Origin of the sequence: Pseudomonas sp. Y5-11 (genome assembly GCF_022368695.1) — a bacterium.
Classification (GTDB): Bacteria; Pseudomonadota; Gammaproteobacteria; order Pseudomonadales; family Pseudomonadaceae; genus Aquipseudomonas; species Aquipseudomonas parakoreensis.
The window spans coordinates 2513858-2536505 of sequence record NZ_CP058974.1; the positions used below are offsets into that span (position 1 = coordinate 2513858).

Genomic DNA, 22648 nt, shown 5'->3' on the forward strand with positions numbered 1-22648 from the left:
ACCCGGACAGTGTCCGGGTTTTTTTATGCGCGGGGTTTGTCAGTTCCCCAACTGTCCGCTGCTGTCCGCGTCAAAGCGCTGTTTGGCGCGATCTGCCGCCGGTTTGAGCAGCGCGAGCAGCGCGGCTTCGCTGTACAGCCGCGAGTCGCCCAGCTCTTTTGGCGTCGGCTCAATCGGGATCAGCACATCCTCACCGTCCGCATGCAGCCAGATCGCCACGACGTGCAGCGCCGAGACAAACAGCACGCGCAGTTCAACGCTTTTGCCCTGCAATTGCAGCGCCTGTTCCGCCAGTTTCAACGCGCCCACGGTGTCGGCGGCCCGGGTGCCGTGGTTCAGCGAAGCGAACTCGACATGGCCACGCACCTCGGCCAGTTGCGCATCGGCAATGCTGACGCCGTCGGCAAACACCAGGTAATGCCAGTCGCCGATACGTGCGTCTTTCAGACCCTTGCCTTGGCTCAAGTCGTCGAGTGTCAGCGAGTAGCCGCGATAGGCTTCGCTGAGGCTGACTTTGGCCGGTGTCGCGGCGGCGAACTGGCGATTAATGCCGAAACCCTGTGTTTGCAGCGCGGCTTGCAGCACCGGACGCAAAGTCTGTACGCCGTTGGAAGGCGCCTTTGGATAAGTCAGTTGCATGATGTCGCCCTCCTAGTTTTTCGCGGTGAAGTAAGTGTGAGTCCAGTTGCCGCCGCCGTTGTACGAACCCGGGAATGAGTTCAGCGCGCGGGTCGAATAACCGTAGATCGAGTCGGCGACCAGCACGTAGTTGCCGTTGGTGCCGTAGATCGCCAGGAAGTGCGCACCGCCACCGTACCAGGCACAGCGCAGGCCGACCGGGCGGCCCATGTTGATCTGGTTCTGAATGGCCGACATCTGCAGCGAACCCTGATTCATCCCGTTATAGCTGCGGGTGGTTTGCAGGGCTGAATCCAGATAGCCGTAGACGTTGCACGGTCCTGGCTGGCTGCAGCAATTGCGATCCAGTTGGGTGCTGGCGACGCCGCACTGGGTCCAGTTTCCAGTGCCGTAATAGTTGCCGACCGAAGCGGAAACAGCGGCCCAGCACCAGTTGGTCTGAGTCTGTTTCTGCATGCTGAAGTTGAGGCTGGCAGCGGCCAGTGCAGCGGTTTGCGCAGTGGCTTGAACCTCGACCAGTTGCGGGTCGAGCAGGTGGCCGACAAGGCACCTTGGCAGGCTCTCGCCGGTGAATGATGTGGCTTGAGTGGTTAACATTTTTTCAGTCCTCCATGAATGAAAACAAGCGTCCAGCTTGTGGTGGTGTTGCGGTATTGCCGAGCGATCGGTGGTTAACGGTTTTCATCTGCGATGAACGGTGCCGATCTCCTTGCTCGAGGTAACCTTAGCCTGCCTATGCATTTGTGCAAGTATATAAATGCATTAATGCATTTTCAGGGTCAAAAGATCGCAGCCTTCGGCAGCTCCTACAGGGTTCGGTGTAGGAGCTGCCGAAGGCTGCGATCTTTTGATCTTGCGTTTAGTTGTCGGCTTTTTTCTCGGCCGTGCCTAATTCCTTCAACCGCTGATCAATCAACTGGCACTTGTCCGGCAAATCTGCACTGGCCGTGCCCAAGTCCATCTTTTGCAACTCGGCATTGATTTCCTTGGCCTTGGCCGGATTCTGTTCGGTGAGCTTGGTCACTTCCTTGGCCAGTTGTTCGCGTTTGGCGGTGGCCTCTTCTGGTGTACAGGCCCAGACCGGCAGGGCGCAGGCGAGGGTGACGGCGAGGGTGAGCTTGAGCAGGGGTTTCATGGGGGCAGGCCTCCGTTCCGGTTAAGGCGGGTTATTGGGTGGAGGCCTGGATGCGACGAAAAGTTCAGAGTTGTGGCAAACAGCATGTCGGTCGCCGCGGAAAATGCGGGTGAACGGCTGCGATGCGTCCGGGTCACAACCTATGACAGCGCCCCCAATCACGCGCACCGGAGGTTGAATCAGGATGACGACTTATAACTGGGATTTGATTGAACGCCTGCTGCATGAAGTGCAGAACAGTGCAGGCGAAAGTTTCGCGCCGCGTAAATACGCAGAGGATTATGCGGCGCAGAAAGCCAGTGCAGGCGAGCCGATAGAGAATCTGGATCACCTGAAAACGGTGGCCTGCGATTACGAAGGCTTGTTGCTTGATCGTGGATTTATTGAACCGCGTCCGGATCACGCAGGCAGTACCGGCAACAATTTCATTCTGACGCCACGCGGATCAAGCCTGCTGAGCCTGATCGACAGCAGCATTCCCGGCAATGATCATCCTCGGCAAGTACTGGATGAGCAGGAGGATGCGCTGGATGAGGCGACGTTTGATGAGGTGGCTTCTAAAGCGCAAATTGCCTGAAAACAAAAGATCGCAGCCTCCGGCAGCTCCTACACATAACCCTGTAGGAGCTGCCGGAGGCTGCGATCTTTTGATCTTCTATTCCTGCTTTACTGCCTTCAGACACTTCAAATCATTGAAGTCCTTACGCACACCCTCGATTTTCTTGAGCAACCGCTGACGCTGCTGCGGCGTACTCTCGGCCATCAGATCCACCGCCAGCGAACGCGCCTGCGCTTCGGTGTTGGCGTAGGCTTTTTGGTAATCCGCTGTCCATAAACGCTCGCGGTTGACCAGAAGTGTCTCGATTCGCTGTGGGAATTCCGGACTTTCGCGTTGGGCAACGGCGTTACTGAACTGTTGCTGCCAGTGGGCGCGGTTGGCGATCCATTGAGTGTTCTGATCGCCCAGGGCAGTCGACCAGGCCATTACCCGTTGTTCCTGAGTGACGCTCAATGGACCCAGCCAATCAGTCAGGCGTTTGTCCATGCGTGCGCCGCGTTCGGCAATCTGTTGCGCCAGCGGCGGTTTGACGTATTCCTTCTCACGTTTGCGCAGATCCTTGGCAAACGCATCGTTCATCTCGGCGACTTGCTTGTCGTCCAGCCCTTGCAGCAATTCGATGGCCGACGGTGTGATCTGGCGTGCGGTTTCGGCGATGGCCTGTTTGGCCTCTGCGGTTCGCGCCTGCAGTGCCGCGTCGGTCACCTGATTGGTTTCAACCATGTTCTGCAAACGGTCCAGCCAATCGAGGTAGCCCGGCAATTGCGTGGTGCAGTGCCAGTTCAGGTGTTCCTTGAGCCGTTCGTTGAACCAGTCCTTCTGCTCGCCGTTCATGTCCAGGTAGTCGCCAAGCGTCCATGGAATGATCACGTCGAGATTGCGGTAGGCCAGGCCGACGCGGCTGCAGGCGCCGAGGGCGAGGGTGAAGATCAGCAGGGTGGCGAGGTGTTTGAACCAGCGAGACATGGGCGAATCCTTGCGAGGCCTGACGTCTGATTCTCATGTGAACGCAGGATGCTCCCGGCAGTTCAGCCGATCAGTAGAATGCGCGCTCTGCCTTGAGCGTCACCAGCCCGTCGCACTGACTGTTGTGCCCGGAATACGCCGAGCAATCGCTGCCACTGAGGTTGGAATTGCTGTAGATCAGATCGAGATCGACACCCATGAACGGCCGGGAAAATTTCACTGACCAATCGGTAAAACTGCTGACATAACCACCGTCCACTGACACCGGCGTGTTCAATTGATGGGTGGTGTATTTCATGCTGATCCCGATGCCGAACGGCTGATTGCCACCCAGATCGGCGAACAGCGTGTTGTTCTGTTTGTCCGGGTCGTTGCTGACGGCTATACCGAAACGGCTGCCGAGCAGGGTCAGGCCGCCGAACAGTTCCTGACTGTCGAGGGTCTCGACCTTGGGATAGCTGTAGCGGATCATCCCGACTTCGTAGCCGAGGGTCTGATCGAAAGGTTGTTTAAAGCCGATGTAGGAGTCGATTTCCAGGTTCTTGCCCGGGGTCAGGCCCATGCTCGGCGCGTATTGGCCGACATACAGGCCGCTGTCGTGGCTGAGATCGAGGCCGCCGTGGAAAGAGCCGACGGCTGCCGGCTTGACCAGACCTTGGGCCATGCTGCGGCTGGGCGTGGTGCCGAGTTTGAGGTCGAAGTCGCCGAGCTCGCGCTGGAAAATCTGCGCGTGCACCGACGAGCAGGCCAGTAGGCCCACAAGCAATAAACAGGAATTTGATTTGAGCATGCGTCACTCCATGAACAGCGAGGGCAGGGCTGAGCCTGCTGAAACGCTTGATCCAGACGCGTGCAAGGATACCGGCGAATGCTCGGCAATGATGGCCGTTCGTCGATTTTCAAAAGATTGATTAAACAGAAGTGAGGGTGTTGAGCGGGTGCCTGTCCAGACGCTTCGAAGCTCAAAGCGTCTCAGGACGGGTGTATTACCGGGTGTTACTTCTTGCCCAGGCTGATCTGCTTGGACGGGCCGAACGTCTGGCCGCTGACGCCTTTGGCAATTTGCTGGATTTCACCGCCGGACTTGAGGAACGCTGCGATTTGATCGTTGATCGATTCGCTGGTTTCAACGGCTGGAGCTGGCTTTGCTTTGCTGGTGGATGCTTTTACACGCATGGCGGCCATTAACCTGTAGAAAAGTAACTCGGCCAGGCATCGTACAGGAATAACTTGACAATTGCTTGATAAATATCCCCGGGAATAACTGAGTGTGCGGGTGGATTATTCTCGCTTAATTATTCGAAATATCCGCCTAAGCCACTGTTTTAAATAACAACATTCATTGCTCATTACGCAAAAGGTAAGCCGTGAAACGCTGCGTGAGGTGCCGCACTGGCCTGACGAATGGCGAGTCGCTTGCGCCAAACCCAGGAAAATCAAGGTGCCCCGCGGATTTTCTTCGCCAGGCTGCTCGCTCGGCGAACGAGACCGGCAAAACCGGGTAGAATGCCGCCACGCAATGAGGGTTTTGGAAAATGGCTTTAGTCGGGCGTTACAACAGTTTGCAAGTGGTTAAACACACTAACTTCGGTTTATATCTGGACGGCGGTGCCGACGGCGAAATTCTTTTGCCCAACCGTTATATCCCTAAAGATATTCCCAGCGAAGATGAAGACTGGCTCAACGTATTTATTTATCTGGACAGCGAAGACAAACTTCTCGCTACCACTGAAAAACCAAAAGTTCAGGTCGGTGAATTTGCCAGCCTGAAAGTAGTTGAAGTCAACAGCATCGGTGTCTTCCTCGATTGGGGCTTGCCGAAGGATCTGTTGCTGCCGTATTCCGAAGAAAAGCGGCAGATGACCGCTGGCGAGTACTGCGTGGTACACGTTTACCTCGATAAACACACGCGCCGCATCACCGCGACCGCACGGCTGGATCGCTACCTCGACAAGACACCGGCCAACTACAGCGCCGGTCAGGAAGTTGATCTGCTGGTGGCTGAAGCGACCGACATGGGCTTCAAGGCGATCATCAACAACAAGCATTGGGGCTTGATCCACAAGAATGAAATCTTCAAGTTCATGCGCTCCGGCATGCGCGAGAAAGGTTTCATCAAGGAAGTGCGCGCCGACGGCAAGATCAGCCTGAGCCTGCAACCGGTAGGTCAGGAAGCGGCCAGCAGCCTGAGTTCGAAGATCCTCGCCAAGTTGCGCGAAAACAATGGCACGCTGGCCGTCAGCGACAAGAGCGATCCGGCGTTGATCAGCAGTCTGTTTGGTGTCAGCAAGGGCAACTTCAAGAAGGCCATCGGTTCGCTGTACAAGGAAGGCAAGATCGTCATTCATGCCGATCGCATTGAACTAACCTGAGTGACCGCCGGCCCCATGTAGGAGCTGCCGCGGGCTGCGATCTTTCGATCTTCAAAGGCAAAAGATCGCAGCCTGCGGCAGCTCCTACATGAGGGTTTGCAGATGAAGAAAGCGCTGATTGCTTACCTCGCCACACTGGTGGCGTTTCTGTTGCTCGACGGTATCTGGCTCGGCGTGCTGATGGCGCCAACCTACCGCGAGCTGCTCGGTTCGCTGATGCTCGAAAAACCGCTGCTGGTTCCGGCAGCGGTTTTTTATTGCCTGTACGTTGTTGGTTGCGTGCAATTTGTGGTGTTGCCGGCGCTGAGCTGGCAACGGGCGGCAAAGCTGGGCGCGCTGCTGGGGCTGGTGGCGTACGGCACGTATGACCTGACTAACTGGGCGACATTGCGCGGGTGGTCGGTGCCGGTGAGTTTGATGGATTGGGCGTGGGGGACGTTTGCCACGGCTGTTGCCTGCTCGGTCGGATTTTTGGTGATGAAACGACTACTGAGTTCAGCTCCCTGATCTGCGTTGATCAAACTGACGTCATCGCTGGCAAGCCAGACTCCCACAGCGTTTTGTGGCGAACAAAGAATCAGTGAGCAACCCGGTCATTGTGGGAGCTGGCTTGCCAGCGAATGGCGGCGCAGCCGACGGCCATTCACCGCTGACGTTACTGACTCAGACAAAGTCTTTTTCAGACGGCTTTTTCTGCCCGAGTGATTGATAATCCCCGGCACAGATTTTCGACCAGTGGACGGCTGCCATGTTGTGTGTGTTTGAGGTGTTGCGGTGAGTGTCGAGCGGCGCAATGCCGATGGGTTTGCCTTGCAGGTGATGATCGGCCTCTGCCTGATCTGGGGCGTGCAGCAAGTGATGATCAAGTGGGCCGCGCCCGACATCGCGCCAGTGATGCAGGCGGCCGGGCGCTCGGGGATTTCTGCGCTGCTGGTGGGCCTGCTGCTGTGCTGGAAGGGCGGCTGGGATCAGGTGAGCAACACCTGGCGCGGCGGACTGTTGGCCGGTGCGTTGTTCGGTCTGGAGTTCTTCTTCATCGCCGAAGGTCTGCAGCTGACCACCGCCGCGCATATGTCGGTGTTCCTCTACACCGCGCCGATTTTCACTGCGCTGGGCGTGCATTTCCTGCTGGCCAGCGAGCGCCTGCGGCCGCTGCAATGGCTGGGAATTCTGCTCGCGTTCATCGGTATCGCGATTGCTTTCGCGGGTGGCGTGTCGTGGGATAACCTCGACCGGCGCATGCTGTTGGGCGATGCGTTCGGGGTCATTGCCGGCGCCTGCTGGGGCGCGACCACTGTGGTGGTGCGTGCGTCACGGCTGTCGGAAGCACCGGTGACGTTGACTCTGTTCTATCAACTGATCGTCGGCTTCGTCGGCCTGCTGTTGATCGCACTGTTCAGCGGCCAGATCAGCCACGTCAGCCTGACCCCCGTGGCGCTGGCCAGCGTGCTGTTCCAGGGCCTGGTGGTGTCGTTCTTCAGTTACCTGACCTGGTTCTGGCTGCTGCGGCGCTATCTGGCGGCCAATCTGGCGGTGTTTTCGTTCATGACGCCGCTGTTCGGCGTCACCTTCGGCGTGCTGCTGCTCGGTGAAGAATTGAGCGTGAACTTCGTCATCGGCGCGGTGCTGGTGTTGCTTGGCATCACCTTTGTCAGCGCTGAGCAGTGGGTGCGTCGGCGTTTGCGCCAAGCCCTCGGTCAGCGCTGACTGACTGCAAGGCCAGCCCGCCGGCAATCAGCAAACCGCTGCCGGCGATCACCAGCGCCGGTTGCAGACCACCGCTGAAATGGCTGCTAAGCGCCGCCAGCAGCGGGCCGCTGAGCTGGCCGACGGCAAAGCATGCGGTCAGCAGCCCGGCGTTGCGCTGGGTGCTGTGCGGCGCCAGTTCCCGCGAGCGTTGCATCACCAGTTGCATGCAAGCGAGGAACGGCATGCCACACAACACCACCCCCAGCGCCAGGCCATAAGCGCTGCCCAATAGACAGGCGAAGACCCCGAGCGCTTGCAACCACAGGGTTGCGGTCAGCCAGTGCCGCGTGGTGTTCGGATCGTGGCGACGCAGGCTCACCAGCAACACGCCAATCGCCGCGCCAAGGCCGAAGCACGGCCAGAACAGATCGGCCTGCCATTGCCCGTGAAACTGCGCGTTGGCCATTTGCGAAAGGAATGTGGCCGGGATGATGTAACCCACGCCATATAACGCATACACCGCCGCCAGTCGCGGGATACCGCGATTCGAATGGTTGACGTTGAGGGTGGCGACCGGCGTGTGCACGCCCGGTTGCGGCAGGATCCGCACGATCCCCAGCAACATCACCAGCGCCACGGCGGCATAGATCAGCCACAAGGTGGCAGATGTCTGGTTCAGCAGATGTGAGAACAGTGCCAGCAACCCGGTCAGAAAAATTCCCAGTCCGGGGCCGGCAAATACCAGCGCCCCCAGCCGTGGCCGACCTGCCGCCGCTGCCAAGGGCTGACCCAGCGCCGTGATCATCACCAGCACCCAGGCACTCGCCACTCCGGTGCCGAAGCGCAGCAGCAAATGCGCCCAGAAGCCGTTGGCCCAGAACGATGCCAGGGTCAGCAGCACACACAGCCACAAACCGCCATGTAACCGGCGCTGCACTTGCTGCGAACGGTGGGCGAACATCGCGTCCACCGCGCCCAGCAGGTAACCGAGGTAGTTGGCCGCAGCAATCAGACCGGCGGCCGTCAGGTCGACCTGACCTTCGCTGAGCAGGTGCGGCAGTTGCGGGGTGAGGGCGAAACGCCCGATGCCCATGGCCATCATCAGGGCGACGAAACAGGCGGATAAGCGAATCAGTGGCGACATGGTCGGGATTCCTTCAGAGGAGCAATGACCGTCAGGCTAGAACCGATTGACTTTCTTTAAAATTGAATAATAGTGAGCAACTTGTTCTGTTGTGGAGAATGAGCGTGGAATTCAGCCAATTGCGGATCTTTCAGGCGGTGGCCGAGGAGGGTTCGATCACCCGCGCCGCCGAGCGTCTGCACCGAGTGCCGTCCAATCTGTCGACCCGGCTCAAACAGCTGGAAGAGCAATTGGGTGTCGAACTGTTCGTCCGTGAGCGTCAGCGTTTGCAGTTGTCGCCTGCGGGAAAAGTCCTGCTGGACTACACCGGCAAGCTGTTCGCCCTGCGCGATCAGGCCAGTGCAGCGGTGATGGGCGGGCAGCCGGCCGGGGATTTCGTTCTCGGCACGCTGTACAGCACCGCGGCGATCCATTTGCCGGCGTTGCTGGCGCGCTATCACAAGCAATACCCGGCGGTGAATCTGCAAGTGCAGTCCGGGCCTAGCGGCGAGTTGCTCGAGGGCCTGGTCTCCGGGCGTCTTGATGCGGCGCTGGTGGACGGTCCGCCGCAATTGGCCGGGATCGACGGCGTGCCGCTGTGCGACGAGCGTCTGGTGCTGATCAGCGAAGCCGATCATCCGCCGATCCATAGCGCCAAGGACGTCGAGGGCAGGGCGGTATTCACCTTCCGTCATGGCTGCGCCTATCGCGCGCGGCTGGAGGCGTGGTTTGTTCACTATCAGGCGGCGATGGGCCGGGCGATGGAGATCGAGTCCTATCAGGGCATGCTTGCTTGTGTGATTGCCGGCAGCGGTGTGGCGCTGATGTCGGAGTCGATGCTGGCCAGTCTGCCGGGGCGTGAAAGCATCGCGGTGCACCCGTTGGTCGAGCCGTTTGCCAGTGCGACAACATGGCTCATGTGGCGTAAAGGCATGGTCGGGGCCAACCTCAATGCCTGGATTGAACAGCAGCAAGCGCTCTATCCCGTGGCTGCGAATGAAACCCGGCAGACGGCGTGAACCAACTGATCCTAATTCTGTTCAATTCAGTAACAGATCATTGCGGATTTGGCCGAGCATTGCGTAGGACTTCGGACTATTATCAGTGCGAAGCGGCCTCAGAATTCCGGCCGCTCAGCACTACCCTGAAGGGGGCATGACGATGAAAGAGAAAATTCAGAACTGGCTGCACGATTTGGGTGTTGCCCTCGGCTTGATCGAACCGCCTCTGCAACCCGTACCGATCCGCACCGATGACGAACAGCGCCGGCGTCAGCCTCGCCGGCGGTAGTGCTCAAATAAAAGATCAAAAGATCGCAGCCTTCGGCAGCTCCTACACGGGAATGTATTTCCTGTAGGAGCTGCCGAAGGCTGCGATCTTTTGCTTTTGTGGTGGAACTCAAGCGTGCCCGCGCAGCCATGCGTCAATCATCGAACGCAAATGCCCACCGGAAAAACTGCCGAAATGCCCGCCATGCACGGTGCGGATCGGCAGCGCCTGCAAGCGTCGCAGGCTGGCGGCGTAATCCTGCAGATTGGAGTGGTAGGCGTCTTCGATCAGCGGCCCGTCGTAGATGATGTCGCCGCTGAACAAGGTTTCGGTCGCCGCTTCATACAGGCTGATGCCGCCCGGCGAATGCCCCGGCGTGTGCAGCACCTGCAGCGTACGATTGCCCAGATCCAGCACATCGCCATCCTCTACAAACCCGGTGGCCGGCGCGGCCTTCACCCGGTATTCGGCGTAGCATAGCGGACAGTCCGGGTGCGCCTCGAACATGTCGTCGCCGACGAAGGCCCGGCTCAGGTCATTCTCGCCGTCCGGCGCGGCGAGTATGTCGGCCTCGGCAGGATGCACCAGGCGTTCGGCGAATTCGTGATGCCCGGCGATGTGGTCGAAGTGGCAGTGGCTGGCGACGGCCACCAGCGGTCGCTCGGTAATCCACGGCAACTGCTCGCGCAGGCTGACCAGCCCCGAGCCACTGTCGAGCAACAAGTCTTTGTCGCGCCCCTGCACGTGCCACAAATTGCAGCGGTAGAACGGGCGGATATACGGCTCATGGATCAGCCGAATGCCATCGCTCAAGTGCTGAACTTCGAACCACTGATCGCGCGAAACGATCTTCATATTCTCTTTTCTCCAGACGAAAAAAACGGGTGTGGCAACCGACGCCACACCCGTCGAAGAAAGCATCAAGTCGTTACGTAAAGCTTAGATCGCGCTCGCCACCGTCGCCGGGCGAGGGGAGACCAGGCTGACCACCACAAAACTCACCAGGCCCACAGCCAGGCTGTAGTAGATCGGCGTGTTCGCATCCAGACCGTCCTTGAACATGAACAGCAGCGCGGTGGCGAAACCCAGGCCCATGCTGGCGATGGCGCCGGCGGTGGTCGCGCGTTTCCAGAAGATCGCGCCGATCAGCGGAATCAGCATGCCGCCGACCAGCAGGTTGTAGGCCAGGGTCAGGGCGCTGATCACGTCATTCACCACCAGCGCAATACCCAGCACCACGACACCGGTCAGCAGCGTGAACAGGCGGTTGACGCCTAAGCTCGACTGTTTGCCGCCGCGCAGTTTCGGCAGCAGGTCTTCGGTCAGGGTGGTGGCCGCGGCGAGCAGGCCGGCGCTGGCGGTGGACATCATCGCCGCCAGAGCAGCAGCGATCACCAGACCACGGATGCCGTCCGGCAGCGACAGTTTGACGATGGCGGCGAAGGCGTTGTTGACGTTGTCCAGATCCGGGATCAGCACGTGCGCAGCCATGCCGATCAGCGCGCAGGCCAGCCCGTAGAGGATGCAATAGATACCGGCGATGCTGCCGGCGTACTGCGCGACTTTGGCGGTCTTGACGGTGAACACCCGTTGCCAGATGTCCTGACCGATCAGGATGCCGAAGAAGTAGATCATGAAGTAGGTGATGATCGTGTCCCAGCCGATGGTGGTGAAGTTGAATGCCGCTGCCGGCAGCTTCAGCACCAGTTCGTCCCAGCCGCCGACGCGGTACAGGCAGATCGGCAACAGGATGAACATCAGGCCCACGGTCTTGATGATGAACTGGACGATGTCGGTCAGGGTCAGCGACCACATGCCGCCGATGGCCGAGTAGATCACCACCACGCCACCGCCGAGCAATACCGAGATCCAGAACGGCAGACCGAACAGCACTTGCAGCACGGTGCCGATCGCCAGGATCGAGGTCACGCCGATCATCAGTGCGTAGGCCAGCATGATCGCCGCGCTCGCCGAGCGGGCCATCGGGTTGTAGCGTTTTTCCAGAACCTGGGTAACGGTGTAGATCTTCAGTTTCAGCAACGGTTTGGCGAGGAACAGGTTCAGCGCGACGATGCCGCAACCCAGCGCGGCGCACAGCCAGAAGCCGGAAATGCCGTGCACATAGCCCAGACGCACGGTGCCGACGGTGGACGCACCACCGAGCACGGTCGCGGCCATGGTGCCCATGTACAGGCTCGGGCCCAGGTTACGCCCGGCAACCAGAAAATCCTCGTTGGTTTTGGCCTTGCGCATACCGTAGTAGCCGAGCAACAGCATGCCGGCGGCGTAGATGAGGACGACGAATAAATCCAAAGCCATGATGGCGTGTCTCCGATTGTCTTTTTTATGGTGAAACAAATTTGGTTCGGGTTGCTGCTCACTGTGGGAGCGAGCCTGCTCGCGAAGGCGTCGGCACATTCAATAAAGAAGTGACTGACAGATTGCTTTCGCGAGCAGGCTCGCTCCCACAGGGGATTTGCGTCAGGCGGCCTGACGCAGTTGAGGTTTCGCTACCACTTGGCTGCGCGCATCCTTCGGTCCAAACACCTCGCGCGGTTCCGGGAACAGGCTCAGCAACGTCAGGTACACCACCGACGCCAGACCCAGCGTTACCGGCAGGCTGATGTCGATACCACCGGCCAGCTCGCCCAGCGGGCCGACGAACTGCCCCGGCAGATTGACGAAGCACAGGCCGACCGCCGCGCTCGGGATCCATGCACCCAGACCACGCCAGTTCCAGCCGTGGTTGAACCAGTAGCGTCCGCCTTGCTCGCCACGGGTGAACACCTGCAGGTCATCCGGGCAGTAGAAGCCGCGACGCACCAGCAGGCCGATGATCATGATCACCATCCACGGGGTGGTGCAGGTGATGATCAGCACGGCGAAGGTCGACACGCTCTGCACCAGGTTCGCCGCAAAGCGCCCGATGAAGATGAAAGCAATCGACAGCACGCCGATCAGCAGCGTCGCCTTGACCCGCGACAGCACCCGTGGAAATACGCTGGACATGTCCAGCCCGGTGCCATACAGCGAGGTGGTGCCGGTGGACATGCCACCGATCACCGCAATCAGGCACACCGGCAGGAAGAACCAGCTTGGCGATACCGCCAGCAGACCACCCACATAATTGTTCGCCGCGATGTAGTCCGGCGCCTTGATCGCGACGATGGTCGCGGTGCTCAGGCCGAACAGGAACGGGATGAACGTGGCGATCTGCGACAGCACCACGGCGGCCATGATCCGCTGCTTGGAGGTGTCACGCGGGATGTAGCGCGACCAGTCGCCGAGGAACGCACCGAACGAGATCGGGTTGCTCATCGCCACCAGCGCCGCGCCGATGAACGCCGCCCAGAAGCCCGGTTGACCGAGGTTCACCGTGCCGGCGTAGTTGACGTCGAAAGGACCGGCGAAGGCGAAGATGCCCAGCAGGAACAACAGGCTGGCGCTCCACACCGCGATCTTGTTCACCCACAGCAGAAAGCGGAAGCCGTAGATGCACACGGTCAGCACCAGAATCGCGAACAGACCGTAGGCCAGGCCCAGGGTCAGGTCGGTTTCCGGCAGACCGATCAGGCGTTTCGCTCCACCGATCAACGCATCCCCCGAACTCCACACCGAGAGCGAGAAAAACGCGATGGCGGTCAACAGCGACAGGAACGAGCCGACGATCCGCCCGTGCACGCCGAAGTGCGCGCCGGAGGACACGGCATTGTTGGTGCCGTTGAGCGGGCCGAACAGGCCCATCGGTGCGAGGATCAGCGAGCCGAGCAGCACGCCCAGCACGATTGCCCAGACGCCGGCCTGAAACGACAGGCCGAACAGCACCGGGAAACTGCCGAGCACGGCGGTGGCAAAGGTGTTTGAACCACCGAAGATCATCCGGAACAAGTCCGTCGGGCCTGCGGTGCGTTCGTGGTCCGGGATCTGTTCGACCCCGTGGGTTTCAATTTGCGTAAGGCTTTGGTCGTTGTTGTTGTTATTCATGATCTGCTCCGATCATAAAGGCGCGCTCATCGTGCGTGAGCGTCACCTGTCTTGGCTAAGGGGATGGCAGCCCTTCCGGCATTGCGGACAAATGTTCGTGGCAGGCCAGCCAATGGCCTTGTTGTTCTAGGCTCGACGCTTGTTTCCTGAAAACAATCGTCTCGCGCTCCTGGCTGAAGTGTTGCTCCCCTTGCATGCGCAGCTCGGTGGCCACGTCATGGATAAACACCGCCACGTCACCTTGCAGGCTGACGAAAGCGTTGCTTGAAGTGCACGACAGCACTTCAAAGCCATCCTCGGCGCGCCAGCTGTCCCACAAGGCCTGATAGGCATCGCGCGACAGCAGCGGCTGTTCGAGGGTGTAAAACACGAAACTCGCATCGGCGCTGAACGCGCCGAAATAAGCTTCGCGATCGTTGCGAGCGAAGGCGGACACCAGATCGGCAGCCGCTCTCAGAACCTGATCACGTTCGTGCATGGCCGAACCCTCAGCGGTGGACCACGCCCGGCAGTACGCAGAGCATTTCGTACAGCAGGTTGGCGGCCAGCAGCGAGGTGTTGCCGGTGGTGTCGTAAGCCGGCGAGACTTCTACCAGATCGCAGCCGATCAGGTCGAGGCCCTGACAGCCGCGCACGATTTCAATCGCCTGAATGGTCGTCAGACCACCGATTTCCGGGGTGCCGGTGCCTGGTGCCCAGGCCGGGTCGATACCGTCGATGTCGAAGCTCAGGTAAACCGGACCGCCACCGACTTTCTCGCGCACTTCGGCCATCAGCGGTGCCAGCGACTTGTGCCAGCACTCTTCGGCCTGCACCACGCGGAAACCCTGATCGCGGCTCCAGTTGAAGTCGTCAGCGGTGTAACCCTGTGCGCGCAAACCAATCTGCACCACGCGGTCGCAGTCCAGCAGACCTTCTTCGACGGCGCGACGGAAGGTCGTGCCGTGGGCGATCTTCTCGCCGAACATGTGATCGTTGACGTCAGCGTGGGCATCGATGTGCACCAGACCGACCTTGCCGTGCTTCTTGTGAATCGCCCGCAGGATCGGCAGGGTGATGGTGTGGTCACCACCCAGGGTCATCGGGATCACGTTGTGCTCGAGGATGTTGTCGTAGGCTTCTTCGATGATGCGCACGGCGTCGAGCAGGTTGAAGGTGTTGATCGCCACGTCACCGATGTCGGCAACCGACAGCGAGTCGAACGGCGCGGCGCCGGTGGCCATGTTGTACGGGCGAATCATCACCGATTCGGTGCGGATGTCGCGCGGCCCGAAGCGGGTGCCGGGGCGCAGCGAAGTACCGATGTCCAGTGGCACGCCAACGAAGGCAGCGTCCAGGCCGGCAGCGGTCGGTACATGGGGGAGTCGGAGCATGGTGGCGATGCCGCCGAAGCGCGGCATTTCGTTGCCGCCCAGTGGTTGGTGAAGAATCTTGTCCACGGGTAGGGCCTCATCGTCTTTGTTTTATTTATGTCGGCGCACCGTCGAGCACAGGTTCGGGCGCCGCTGTGGGGCCGATTCTGCGAAATGTAGTGCGGCGGAAGAATCGCTACGGGCAAAAACTTAGTTCAGATTTTTCTAAACTAATGGTCAGGCTCGGGATAGACTTCCCGAACCCGTACCGATTTCCCTGTGGCGAGGGGATTTATCCCCGATCGGCTGCGCAGCAGTCGTAAATTCGTTGCGCGCGACTTCCCGGATAGATCGGTTTGCAGGCTTGGGGCGGCTTCGCCACCCATCGGGGATAAATCCCCTCACCACAAAGTCATCAGCGTTCGACAGATGTTTGGAGAGCCGCATGGCCAACGCTTTACCCGACCTGAAACTATTGCGCATCTTCGTCAGCGTGGTCCGGCATCAAGGTTTTGCCAACGCGCAGCAGGAACTCAACCTGTCGACCTCGGCGATCAGCACCTACATGAGCCAGCTCGAAGCCGCGCTCGGCCTGGTGCTGTGCCATCGCGGGCGGGGCGGGTTCAGCCTGACCAGCAAGGGTGAGCTGTTCCATCAGGAAACCCTGCGCCTGCTGGCCGAACTTGAAGGTTTCGAGCAATACGCTGCTGCGCTCAAGGGCGAACTGCGCGGTACGCTCAATCTCGGGGTGATCGACTCCACCGTCAGCGACAAGGCCTTGCCGTTCGCCGAAGCCATCGGCGCTTATAGCCAGGAGCACCCGGCGGTGCATTTGCACTTGTCGGTGATGAGCCCCTACGAACTGCAACTCGGTGTGCAGGACAACCGCCTCGATCTGGCCATCGGCGCGTTTTCCACACGCATGAGCGGCCTGGTATACATGCCGCTGTACCGCGAGCAGCACTGGCTGTATTGCAGCAGCCGCCATCCGTTGTTCAACGAACGGCGGATTCCCGAGCAGGTCATCACTCAGCAACGCATGGTCGGCCGTGGTTATTGGAGTCAGGCGGAACTGGCGCGCCACGGTTTCAAACACAGCGCGGCGACCGTGGAAAGTATGGAGGCGCAGCTGATTCTGGTGCTGTCCGGCGCCTACATCGGCTACCTGCCGGAGCACTATGCCCAGGCCTGGGCCGACAAAGGAGACTTGCGCGTGTTGCTGCCGGCGACCTTCGGTTATCAGGCGCCGTTTTCGATGATCATGCGCCGGGGCCGCAGCCGCGAACCGCTGATCCAGACCTTCCGTGATTTGCTCAAAGCACAGCTCAATCAGGCCTGAAGAATATGTCCAGATCCCAATGCCCGCGCTGCCTGCGCCCACAAACTCACTGCCTGTGCTCGCTGATCCCACGCCTCGACAGCCGCACCCGCGTTCTGCTGTTGCAGCATCCGAGCGAGGTCAATCACGCGCTCAACACCGCGCGACTGGCGGCGCTGGGTTTGTCCAACGCCGAGCTGATTGTCGGCGAGGTCTTCGAGGATCTGCCGGCGCTGCTCAATCGGCCGGGGTATCAGGCCCGGTTGCTGTTTCCCGCCGATGATGCACAGCCGCTGCAGGCTTACCGTGAGTCCGAAGAACCGTTGTTGCTGGTGGTGCCGGACGGCACCTGGCGCAAGGCGCGCAAGATGCTTCATCTCAATCCGTTGCTGGCGGCGTTGCCGCGGGTGACGCTGGCGGCGGGCGGGGTATCGCGCTACCGGTTGCGCAAAGCGCCGGGGCCGGGGGCGTTGTCGACGATTGAGGCGATCGTGCAGGCGCTGGAAACCCTCGAAGCGCCGACGACGTTTGCGCCGTTGCTCAAGCCGTTCGAGGCATTGATCGAGGGGCAGATTGCGGCGATGGGGGAGGAGGTTTTTCAGCGCAATCATGGCGACAGATAGTTGATGTCTGGGCTGGCCCCATCGCTGGCAAGCCAGCTCCCACAGTGTCCGTGTCGAACACAAAGTCTGTGAGCATCTCAGAACCTGTGGGAGCTGGCTTGCCAGCGATGAGGCCAGTCAATTCACCACCAGATCCAGAAACTTCTACCGCTCGCGCATCGCCTCAGTCCTGGCTTTGAGCACCGGTTTGAGCAGGTAATCCAGCACACTTTTCTCCCCGGTAATAATGTCTACCGTCGCCACCATCCCCGGGATGATCAGCAGCGGTTTCACATCGCCGCCCAAATGGTTTTTATCGGTGCGCACCTGAATCAGGTAGAAGCTGTTGCCCTTGTCATCGGTAATCGTGTCGGCGCCAATCAGCTCCAGTTTTGCGCTCAGCCCGCCGTAGATCGTGTAGTCATAGGCACTGAACTTGACCATGGCTTTCTGGCCCGGATGCAGAAACGCGACGTCTTGCGGACGCACCTTGGCTTCGATCAGCAGGTTGTCCTCCAGCGGCACGATTTCGACCATGTCGCTGCCTGGCTGCACCACGCCACCGATGGTGTTGACCTTGAGCTGCTTGATCACCCCGTGCACCGGCGAGGTCACGGTGGTGCGGCTGACGCGGTCGTCGATGGCGATGCTCGAGGCGGTGATTTTCGACAGGTCGGTGCGTTTCTGATTGAGGTCTTTGGCCGCGTCGGAGCGGAAGGTCTGTTCCGATTCGTCGATCTTGCTCTTGATCTCGTTGATTGCCGATTCCGCCCGTGGGATCGCCAATGTTGTCGCGTTCAACGAGCCGCGAATCTCCACCGCGCTGCGTTTGAGTCGCAGGATTTCCACTGGCGATACGGCGCCGGTGCCGACCAGGGGCGACGACATGTTCATCTCTTGTTGCAACAGCGCCAGGCTGGAACTGTACTGACCTTGCTTGGAACGAAACTCCGCCAGTTCCTGGGTTTTCTGCCGCAGCTGTTCAGTGAGGGTGCGTTGTTCGCTGGCCAGTCGACGCTGGCGCTGGTCGTACAACGCGCGTTCGTCTTCGGCCACTTGCGGCGCCTTGCTGACGACTTCGTCCGAGAGTTTCATCGGCCGCCCTTCAGCTTCAGCCGACAAACGTTCGACCTGCGCCATCAATGCATAACGGTCGGCCTCGCTCTCGCCCTTGTTCGACAGAAACCGCGTGTCATCCAGGCGCAACAGTTTGTCGCCCTTGTTCACCATTTGCCCTTCACGCACGAAAATCTCGGTGACGATCCCGCCCTCGAGGTTCTGGATCACCTGGACCTTGCTCGACGGAATCGCCTTGCCTTCGCCCATGGTCACTTCTTCAAGCACGGCGAACTTGGCCCAGACCAGCGCACTGATCAACAGCGCCGCCGCCAGCCACACGGTGATCCGCGACCAGCGCGGCGAATCCTGCAGTGCAGCGCCAGCGGTTTCCGGCATGAACTCGGCTTCGGCGCTTTTGCCGAAACTGTCGAAGTAGCCGCGTGATTTGCTATCTGAAGATGCAGACATGGGGCGATACTCCTCAGTTAATAAAACATCAAACCGCACTACCCATGCGTCGCCCATAACACTTACTTGTGGTGAGGGGATTCATCCCCGATAGGGTGCGAAGCGCCCTCAGAGCCTTTGGGGCCGCTGCGCAGCCCATCGGGGATAAATCCCCTCGCCACAGGTTTTGTGAGAGCCATAAAATTATGTGCGCGCATCTAGACCGCCGCCGAACCGACGCGGCCCTTGCGCAGTGCATCGATGACCGCCTCTTTCGGGCCGTCGGCGACGACCCGGCCGTTGTCCAGGACCAGCAACCGGTCCACCAGGCTCAGCATCGAGGTGCGGTGGGTGACCAGCAGCAGCGTTTTGCCTTGCACCCAGCCGTGCAACTTCTGGCGCAGCAGGTCTTCGCTGCTGTTGTCCATGGCGCTGGTGGGTTCGTCGAGCAGCATGATCGGTGGGTCGAGCAGCAACGCCCGGGCCAGCAACACTGCCTGGCGCTGGCCGCCGGAAAGGAGCTGGCCGCGCTCGCCCACCGGCCGGTCGAAACCTTGCGGATGCTGCCGCGCCAGTTCGGTAACGCCGGTCAGTTCAGCGACTTCGAGCATGCGTGAATCGCTGATGTAGCGGGCGCCGAGGGTCAGGTTGTCGCGCAGGCTGCCAGCCAGCAGCGGCAGATCGTGGGCGACGTAACCGATCTGCTGGCGCAGGTCGGCGACATCCAGTTGCCGCAGGTCGAGGCCGTCGAGCAGCAACTGGCCTTCCTCGGGTTCATAGAAGCCCATCAACAGCCGCGCCAGGGTGCTTTTGCCCGAGCCGCTGCGACCGATGATGCCGATCCGCTCGCCGGGTTTCATACTGAAGCTGACGTTGCCCAGCGCCGGTGCATTCTGACCGTTGTAGTGAAAGGTCACGCCACTGACATCCAGCGCACCTTGCAGCTGTGTGCGTTCCAGTGGCCGCTGCTTGCCGTCACGCTCCTGCGGCAGGCCCATCAGCGCGTCGGTGCTTTTCATGGTCAGTTGCGCTTGCTGATAGCGGGTGATCAGCCCGGCGATCTGTCCCAGCGGCGCGAGCACACGGCTGCCGAGCATGTAGCTGGCGACCAGCGCACCGACGCTGAGGTTGCCGGCGATGATGCTGTAGACCCCGGCAACAATCGTCGCCATCCCCGAGAACTGTTGGATGAACAGTGTGCCGTTGGTCGCCAGCGCCGAGAGGTTGCGCGCATGGCTGTCGAGGCGGGTGAGGGCGCCGTGAGTGCTTTCCCATTTGTGCTGGCGCTCGCTTTCGGCGCTGCAGGCCTTGAGGGTTTCCAGGCCGCCGAGGGTTTCGATCAGCAGTGCCTGCCGCTCGGCGCCGAGGCTCAGGCTTTTCTGCACGGTGTCGCGCAGGCGCACCTGAATCGCCAGGGCAAAAATGATCGTGATCGGAAACGCCAGCAGCGGAATCACCACCAGCCAGCCGCCGAGCAGGCCGATCACCACCAGCATCAACACCACAAAGGGCAGATCAATCAGGCTGGTCAGGGTCACGGCGGTGAGGAATTCGCGCAGGCCCTGAAAGTCATGAATGCTCTGGGCGAAACCGCCGATGGTCGCCGGCCGCGCTTTCATCGACATGCCGGTGATGCGCTCGAATAACGTCGCGGAAAGGATCACATCGGTTTTCTTGCCGGCGGTATCGAGCAGATGCGCGCGCACCACCCGCAGCACCAGTTCGAAACCGGTGCCGATCAGCAGGCCGATCGCCAACACCCACAAGGTCGAGGTGGCCTGATTCGGCACCACGCGGTCGTAGGTCTGCATGACGAACAGCGGCACCATCAGGCCCAGCAAATTGATCAGGAAACTGGCGAGAATTGCATCGCTGTACAGCCATTTCGACAGTTTCAGCGTGTCGCGAAACCAGGCATGCACCCGTGGCACCAGCGGTGCACGCAAGTCTTCGAGTTCGTGGCGCGGACGGGCGAACAAGGCCTGGCCGCTGTAGTGCTCGGCGAGTTCTTCGCGCTCGACCCATTGCTCGCCGCCATCGGCTTCGCTGGGCAGGATCAGCGCCTTGCCGTCGTCGGCGAAACGCCGCAGGACGGCGGTGCGCCCATCCTTGAGCAGCAACAGAATCGGCAGATTCAGTGCAGAAATATCCTTCAGTTCACGCCGCAACAGGCGCGCCTGCAAACCGGCCCGGGCGGCTGCACGGGGCAGCAGGTCCAGGCTCAGGCGTTGCTTGTTCAGGGGCAGCCCGGCACTCAGGCTGGCGCGACTGACCGTCGCGCCGTGGAGCTTGCAGAGGATCAACAGACCGTCGAGTAACGGGTCATCGAAGCTCAGCCGCGGATCGATCCCGGTGTGTCCGCCTTCGGCCATGCTGGTCATATTGATCGCCCCTGTAATGACTGGTCCAAACTTGTGGCGAGGGGATTTATCCCCGATGGCTGCGCAGCAGCCCCATGGATCTCATTGCTGCTCAAATCTTTGGGGTCGCTGCGCAACCCAGCGGGAGCAAGCTCCCTCGCCACAAGGGATCGTGGGACTTACTTCAGCTCAGGCAGGCGCGCCTCGTTTTTGACTTCGGTCGCCGCAATCGCATCCGCCGGCAGCACCACCCGTTGCTTGCTCAGCAACTGGCCCATGTTCGCCAGCACGCGGTACATCGAATATTCCTCGGTGTAGCGGATTTCGGTGTAGCGGCGGTTGGCGTTGTAGAGCTCGTTTTCGCTGTCGAGCAAGTCGAGCAGGGTGCGTTGGCCGAGGCCGAACTGATCCTGATACGCCGCGCGCACGCGTTTGGTGGTCTCGGCGTATTCACGGGCGGTCGGGGTCTGTTTGTTCGCGTTGACCATGGCGTTCCAGGCCAGGTGAATGTTCTCGTTCAACTGGCGCAGGGCGTTGTTGCGGATGTCCATCGCCTGGTTGATCTGGTGCGCATCGGACGCCAGACGGGCCTTGTCGCTGCCGCCACGGAACAGGTTGTAGTTCATGATCACGCCCACGCGCCATTCGTTGTCGTGGCCCTCATCGCCTTGCACGTTGTTGTTCGCACCCACCGCCGCTTCGGCATCGAATCGAGGATAGAACGGCGACTTGGCAACTTCGTACTGGCTCTCGGCTGACTGCACGTCCGCCTGCGCGGATTTCAGGTACGGGTTGTTCTCGACCATGCTCTGCTGGGCTTCCGGCAGGCTGGTGGGGATTTCGCCGCGGGTCGACGGTGGCGCTTCGAGTTCATCGGGCATGCGCCCGACCACGGCGTAGAAGTTCGATTCGGCGTCGGCCAGATCGACTTCGGCGGTGTCGAGGTTGTTTTGCGCCAGCGCCTTACGGGCGACCGATTGATCGGAGTCGGCGGTACTGCCGATGCCGCGTTGGGTGCGCAGGCCGATCTGATCATTCACGCGCAGGTGCGCTTGCAGGTTGTTCTTGGCCAGGGTCACCAATTCACGCCGCTTGAGCACTTCGAGGTAGACCTCGATGGTACGCAGCGCCAGATCCTGGGCGGTGCCTTGCGCGTAGTAGGCGCGCGAGTTAGACACGCCCTTGGTGCGCTCGACTTCGTTGGCCGTGTTGAAGCCGTCGAAGATCATTTGCCGCAGGCGCAGTTCCGACTGGGTGTAATTGAGAATTTCGGTGTGGTGATTACCGAAGGCCCGGGTGTTGGTGTTGTCGCTGTAACCACGGCCATACGCGGCATTCAAGTCGACGGACGGATAGAAGCCACCCTTGGCCACTTTCACTTGTTCATCAGCTGACAGTTTGGCATCCACACGCGAGGCGAGATCCGGGTGGGTGGCAATGGTGCTCTGGATTGCTTCGGTCAGGTTCATGGCCTGGGCTTGAGAAGTGCAAGCCATGGCCAGCAAAACCGCGCTGCAAAGGGGGGTTAAAACGCGCATGGGGTGCATCTCCCTGGTCCTGATGGTGTGTTACTGTCGCCAAATATTTGACGATAATTTAAGGTGTAAGCGTTTCACTCTTGTAACAACAGAGCTAAGAACATCCTGAAGCGTAGCTAAGAAAAAATTTTCATAAGGCTTATGCCGAAAAAAACTTATGCGCTTAGCCAAAATCGGCACATTGTTCAGGACGAAAGCCTTTGTTTATGCGCTTCATGGAGCACGGAGAGGCTTGA

23 protein-coding genes are annotated in these 22648 nt (G+C 60.2%); 8 read left to right on the forward strand and 15 right to left on the reverse strand.

All coding sequences use genetic code 11. The annotated features are described in order from the left end of the window. Window positions 1-39: 39 nt before the first annotated feature. The 3 genes from HXW87_RS11310 to HXW87_RS11320 form a co-directional block, all read right to left on the reverse strand. Window positions 40-639, reverse strand: a complete 600-nt coding sequence (locus HXW87_RS11310) for a hypothetical protein (RefSeq protein WP_239778918.1) — start codon at window positions 637-639, stop codon at window positions 40-42. 12 nt (window positions 640-651) lie between these two features. Further along, complete coding sequence (locus tag HXW87_RS11315; protein WP_041070244.1) at window positions 652-1236, reverse strand: papain-like cysteine protease family protein; 585 nt, start codon at window positions 1234-1236, stop codon at window positions 652-654. A gap of 262 nt (window positions 1237-1498) precedes the next feature. Next, the gene (locus tag HXW87_RS11320) at window positions 1499-1774 is read right to left on the reverse strand and encodes a hypothetical protein (RefSeq protein ID WP_239778919.1); all 276 of its coding nucleotides are present in this window, start codon (window positions 1772-1774) and stop codon (window positions 1499-1501) included. Window positions 1775-1958: 184 nt separating this feature from the next. On the opposite strand from HXW87_RS11320, the gene HXW87_RS11325 reads away from it, so the two are divergent. Continuing rightward, window positions 1959-2351, forward strand: coding sequence for a hypothetical protein (locus HXW87_RS11325; protein WP_047292388.1), 393 nt, complete (start codon window positions 1959-1961; stop codon window positions 2349-2351). Window positions 2352-2429: 78 nt separating this feature from the next. Here HXW87_RS11325 and HXW87_RS11330 read toward each other — a convergent pair whose 3' ends face one another. The 3 genes from HXW87_RS11330 to HXW87_RS11340 all read right to left on the reverse strand — a co-directional run bounded on the left by HXW87_RS11330 (window position 2430) and on the right by HXW87_RS11340 (window position 4484). Next, entirely contained in the window at window positions 2430-3299 is an 870-nt protein-coding gene (locus HXW87_RS11330; RefSeq protein ID WP_239778920.1) for a DUF6279 family lipoprotein, read from the reverse strand. Window positions 3300-3369: 70 nt separating this feature from the next. Beyond that, entirely contained in the window at window positions 3370-4089 is a 720-nt protein-coding gene (locus tag HXW87_RS11335) for a TorF family putative porin (RefSeq protein WP_239778921.1), read from the reverse strand. 206 nt (window positions 4090-4295) lie between these two features. Beyond that, the gene (locus tag HXW87_RS11340) at window positions 4296-4484 is read right to left on the reverse strand and encodes a hypothetical protein (protein WP_016985943.1); all 189 of its coding nucleotides are present in this window, start codon (window positions 4482-4484) and stop codon (window positions 4296-4298) included. A 350-nt stretch (window positions 4485-4834) separates the two neighbouring features. On the opposite strand from HXW87_RS11340, the gene HXW87_RS11345 reads away from it, so the two are divergent. The 3 genes from HXW87_RS11345 to HXW87_RS11355 all read left to right on the forward strand — a co-directional run bounded on the left by HXW87_RS11345 (window position 4835) and on the right by HXW87_RS11355 (window position 7378). Beyond that, entirely contained in the window at window positions 4835-5671 is an 837-nt protein-coding gene (locus HXW87_RS11345) for a S1-like domain-containing RNA-binding protein (protein ID WP_041070234.1), read from the forward strand. A gap of 102 nt (window positions 5672-5773) precedes the next feature. Beyond that, complete coding sequence (locus HXW87_RS11350) at window positions 5774-6178, forward strand: DUF2177 family protein (protein WP_239778922.1); 405 nt, start codon at window positions 5774-5776, stop codon at window positions 6176-6178. Between the two features lie 267 nt (window positions 6179-6445). After that, complete coding sequence (locus tag HXW87_RS11355) at window positions 6446-7378, forward strand: DMT family transporter (protein WP_239778923.1); 933 nt, start codon at window positions 6446-6448, stop codon at window positions 7376-7378. Here the strand turns inward: HXW87_RS11355 and HXW87_RS11360 are convergent. Continuing rightward, complete coding sequence (locus HXW87_RS11360; RefSeq protein WP_239778924.1) at window positions 7323-8504, reverse strand: MFS transporter; 1182 nt, start codon at window positions 8502-8504, stop codon at window positions 7323-7325. The two genes, HXW87_RS11355 and HXW87_RS11360, sit on opposite strands and share 56 nt — an antisense overlap. Before the next feature lie 104 nt (window positions 8505-8608). On the opposite strand from HXW87_RS11360, the gene HXW87_RS11365 reads away from it, so the two are divergent. Together HXW87_RS11365 and HXW87_RS29475 are read left to right on the forward strand one after the other, a co-directional pair. Further along, on the forward strand, window positions 8609-9502 hold the full coding sequence (locus tag HXW87_RS11365; protein ID WP_182404072.1) for a LysR family transcriptional regulator: 894 nt from the start codon (window positions 8609-8611) through the stop codon (window positions 9500-9502). A gap of 142 nt (window positions 9503-9644) precedes the next feature. Then, entirely contained in the window at window positions 9645-9773 is a 129-nt protein-coding gene (locus HXW87_RS29475) for a PA1414 family protein (protein ID WP_003184145.1), read from the forward strand. A gap of 108 nt (window positions 9774-9881) precedes the next feature. Here HXW87_RS29475 and HXW87_RS11370 read toward each other — a convergent pair whose 3' ends face one another. The 5 genes from HXW87_RS11370 to speB all read right to left on the reverse strand — a co-directional run bounded on the left by HXW87_RS11370 (window position 9882) and on the right by speB (window position 15175). After that, window positions 9882-10607 (reverse strand): MBL fold metallo-hydrolase, encoded by a 726-nt coding sequence (locus HXW87_RS11370; RefSeq protein WP_239778925.1) that lies wholly within the window; start codon window positions 10605-10607, stop codon window positions 9882-9884. An 84-nt stretch (window positions 10608-10691) separates the two neighbouring features. After that, the gene (locus tag HXW87_RS11375) at window positions 10692-12071 is read right to left on the reverse strand and encodes a sodium:solute symporter (protein WP_041070225.1); all 1380 of its coding nucleotides are present in this window, start codon (window positions 12069-12071) and stop codon (window positions 10692-10694) included. A 162-nt stretch (window positions 12072-12233) separates the two neighbouring features. Next, window positions 12234-13736, reverse strand: coding sequence for a cytosine permease (locus HXW87_RS11380; protein WP_239778926.1), 1503 nt, complete (start codon window positions 13734-13736; stop codon window positions 12234-12236). Between the two features lie 55 nt (window positions 13737-13791). Further along, the gene (locus tag HXW87_RS11385) at window positions 13792-14214 is read right to left on the reverse strand and encodes a nuclear transport factor 2 family protein (RefSeq protein WP_041070223.1); all 423 of its coding nucleotides are present in this window, start codon (window positions 14212-14214) and stop codon (window positions 13792-13794) included. A gap of 10 nt (window positions 14215-14224) precedes the next feature. Continuing rightward, window positions 14225-15175, reverse strand: a complete 951-nt coding sequence (gene speB, locus HXW87_RS11390; protein WP_003222717.1) for an agmatinase — start codon at window positions 15173-15175, stop codon at window positions 14225-14227. Window positions 15176-15533: 358 nt separating this feature from the next. Between speB and HXW87_RS11395 the strand changes: the two genes are divergently transcribed. Both HXW87_RS11395 and HXW87_RS11400 read left to right on the forward strand, forming a co-directional pair. Continuing rightward, window positions 15534-16427 (forward strand): LysR family transcriptional regulator, encoded by an 894-nt coding sequence (locus HXW87_RS11395; RefSeq protein ID WP_007956593.1) that lies wholly within the window; start codon window positions 15534-15536, stop codon window positions 16425-16427. A gap of 5 nt (window positions 16428-16432) precedes the next feature. After that, window positions 16433-17029: a DTW domain-containing protein gene (locus tag HXW87_RS11400; RefSeq protein ID WP_239778927.1), complete on the forward strand. Its 597-nt coding sequence runs from the start codon at window positions 16433-16435 to the stop codon at window positions 17027-17029. Window positions 17030-17173: 144 nt separating this feature from the next. Here HXW87_RS11400 and HXW87_RS11405 read toward each other — a convergent pair whose 3' ends face one another. The 3 genes from HXW87_RS11405 to HXW87_RS11415 form a co-directional block, all read right to left on the reverse strand. After that, window positions 17174-18535, reverse strand: a complete 1362-nt coding sequence (locus HXW87_RS11405; protein WP_145593293.1) for an HlyD family type I secretion periplasmic adaptor subunit — start codon at window positions 18533-18535, stop codon at window positions 17174-17176. Window positions 18536-18732: 197 nt separating this feature from the next. After that, the gene (locus HXW87_RS11410) at window positions 18733-20895 is read right to left on the reverse strand and encodes a type I secretion system permease/ATPase (RefSeq protein ID WP_239778928.1); all 2163 of its coding nucleotides are present in this window, start codon (window positions 20893-20895) and stop codon (window positions 18733-18735) included. A 158-nt stretch (window positions 20896-21053) separates the two neighbouring features. Then, on the reverse strand, window positions 21054-22412 hold the full coding sequence (locus HXW87_RS11415) for a TolC family outer membrane protein (RefSeq protein ID WP_047292413.1): 1359 nt from the start codon (window positions 22410-22412) through the stop codon (window positions 21054-21056). Window positions 22413-22648: the final 236 nt, after the last annotated feature.

Coding starts and splice junctions, on each gene's coding strand:
- HXW87_RS11310 (WP_239778918.1), bottom strand. CDS start 639: ATGCAACTGACTTATCCAAAGGCGCCTTCCAACGGCGTACAGACTTTG.
- HXW87_RS11315 (WP_041070244.1), bottom strand. CDS start 1,236: ATGTTAACCACTCAAGCCACATCATTCACCGGCGAGAGCCTGCCAAGG.
- HXW87_RS11320 (WP_239778919.1), bottom strand. CDS start 1,774: ATGAAACCCCTGCTCAAGCTCACCCTCGCCGTCACCCTCGCCTGCGCC.
- HXW87_RS11325 (WP_047292388.1), top strand. CDS start 1,959: ATGACGACTTATAACTGGGATTTGATTGAACGCCTGCTGCATGAAGTG.
- HXW87_RS11330 (WP_239778920.1), bottom strand. CDS start 3,299: ATGTCTCGCTGGTTCAAACACCTCGCCACCCTGCTGATCTTCACCCTC.
- HXW87_RS11335 (WP_239778921.1), bottom strand. CDS start 4,089: ATGCTCAAATCAAATTCCTGTTTATTGCTTGTGGGCCTACTGGCCTGC.
- HXW87_RS11340 (WP_016985943.1), bottom strand. CDS start 4,484: ATGGCCGCCATGCGTGTAAAAGCATCCACCAGCAAAGCAAAGCCAGCT.
- HXW87_RS11345 (WP_041070234.1), top strand. CDS start 4,835: ATGGCTTTAGTCGGGCGTTACAACAGTTTGCAAGTGGTTAAACACACT.
- HXW87_RS11350 (WP_239778922.1), top strand. CDS start 5,774: ATGAAGAAAGCGCTGATTGCTTACCTCGCCACACTGGTGGCGTTTCTG.
- HXW87_RS11360 (WP_239778924.1), bottom strand. CDS start 8,504: ATGTCGCCACTGATTCGCTTATCCGCCTGTTTCGTCGCCCTGATGATG.
- HXW87_RS29475 (WP_003184145.1), top strand. CDS start 9,645: ATGAAAGAGAAAATTCAGAACTGGCTGCACGATTTGGGTGTTGCCCTC.
- HXW87_RS11370 (WP_239778925.1), bottom strand. CDS start 10,607: ATGAAGATCGTTTCGCGCGATCAGTGGTTCGAAGTTCAGCACTTGAGC.
- HXW87_RS11375 (WP_041070225.1), bottom strand. CDS start 12,071: ATGGCTTTGGATTTATTCGTCGTCCTCATCTACGCCGCCGGCATGCTG.
- HXW87_RS11380 (WP_239778926.1), bottom strand. CDS start 13,736: ATGAATAACAACAACAACGACCAAAGCCTTACGCAAATTGAAACCCAC.
- HXW87_RS11385 (WP_041070223.1), bottom strand. CDS start 14,214: ATGCACGAACGTGATCAGGTTCTGAGAGCGGCTGCCGATCTGGTGTCC.
- HXW87_RS11395 (WP_007956593.1), top strand. CDS start 15,534: ATGGCCAACGCTTTACCCGACCTGAAACTATTGCGCATCTTCGTCAGC.
- HXW87_RS11400 (WP_239778927.1), top strand. CDS start 16,433: ATGTCCAGATCCCAATGCCCGCGCTGCCTGCGCCCACAAACTCACTGC.
- HXW87_RS11405 (WP_145593293.1), bottom strand. CDS start 18,535: ATGTCTGCATCTTCAGATAGCAAATCACGCGGCTACTTCGACAGTTTC.
- HXW87_RS11410 (WP_239778928.1), bottom strand. CDS start 20,895: ATGACCAGCATGGCCGAAGGCGGACACACCGGGATCGATCCGCGGCTG.
- HXW87_RS11415 (WP_047292413.1), bottom strand. CDS start 22,412: ATGCGCGTTTTAACCCCCCTTTGCAGCGCGGTTTTGCTGGCCATGGCT.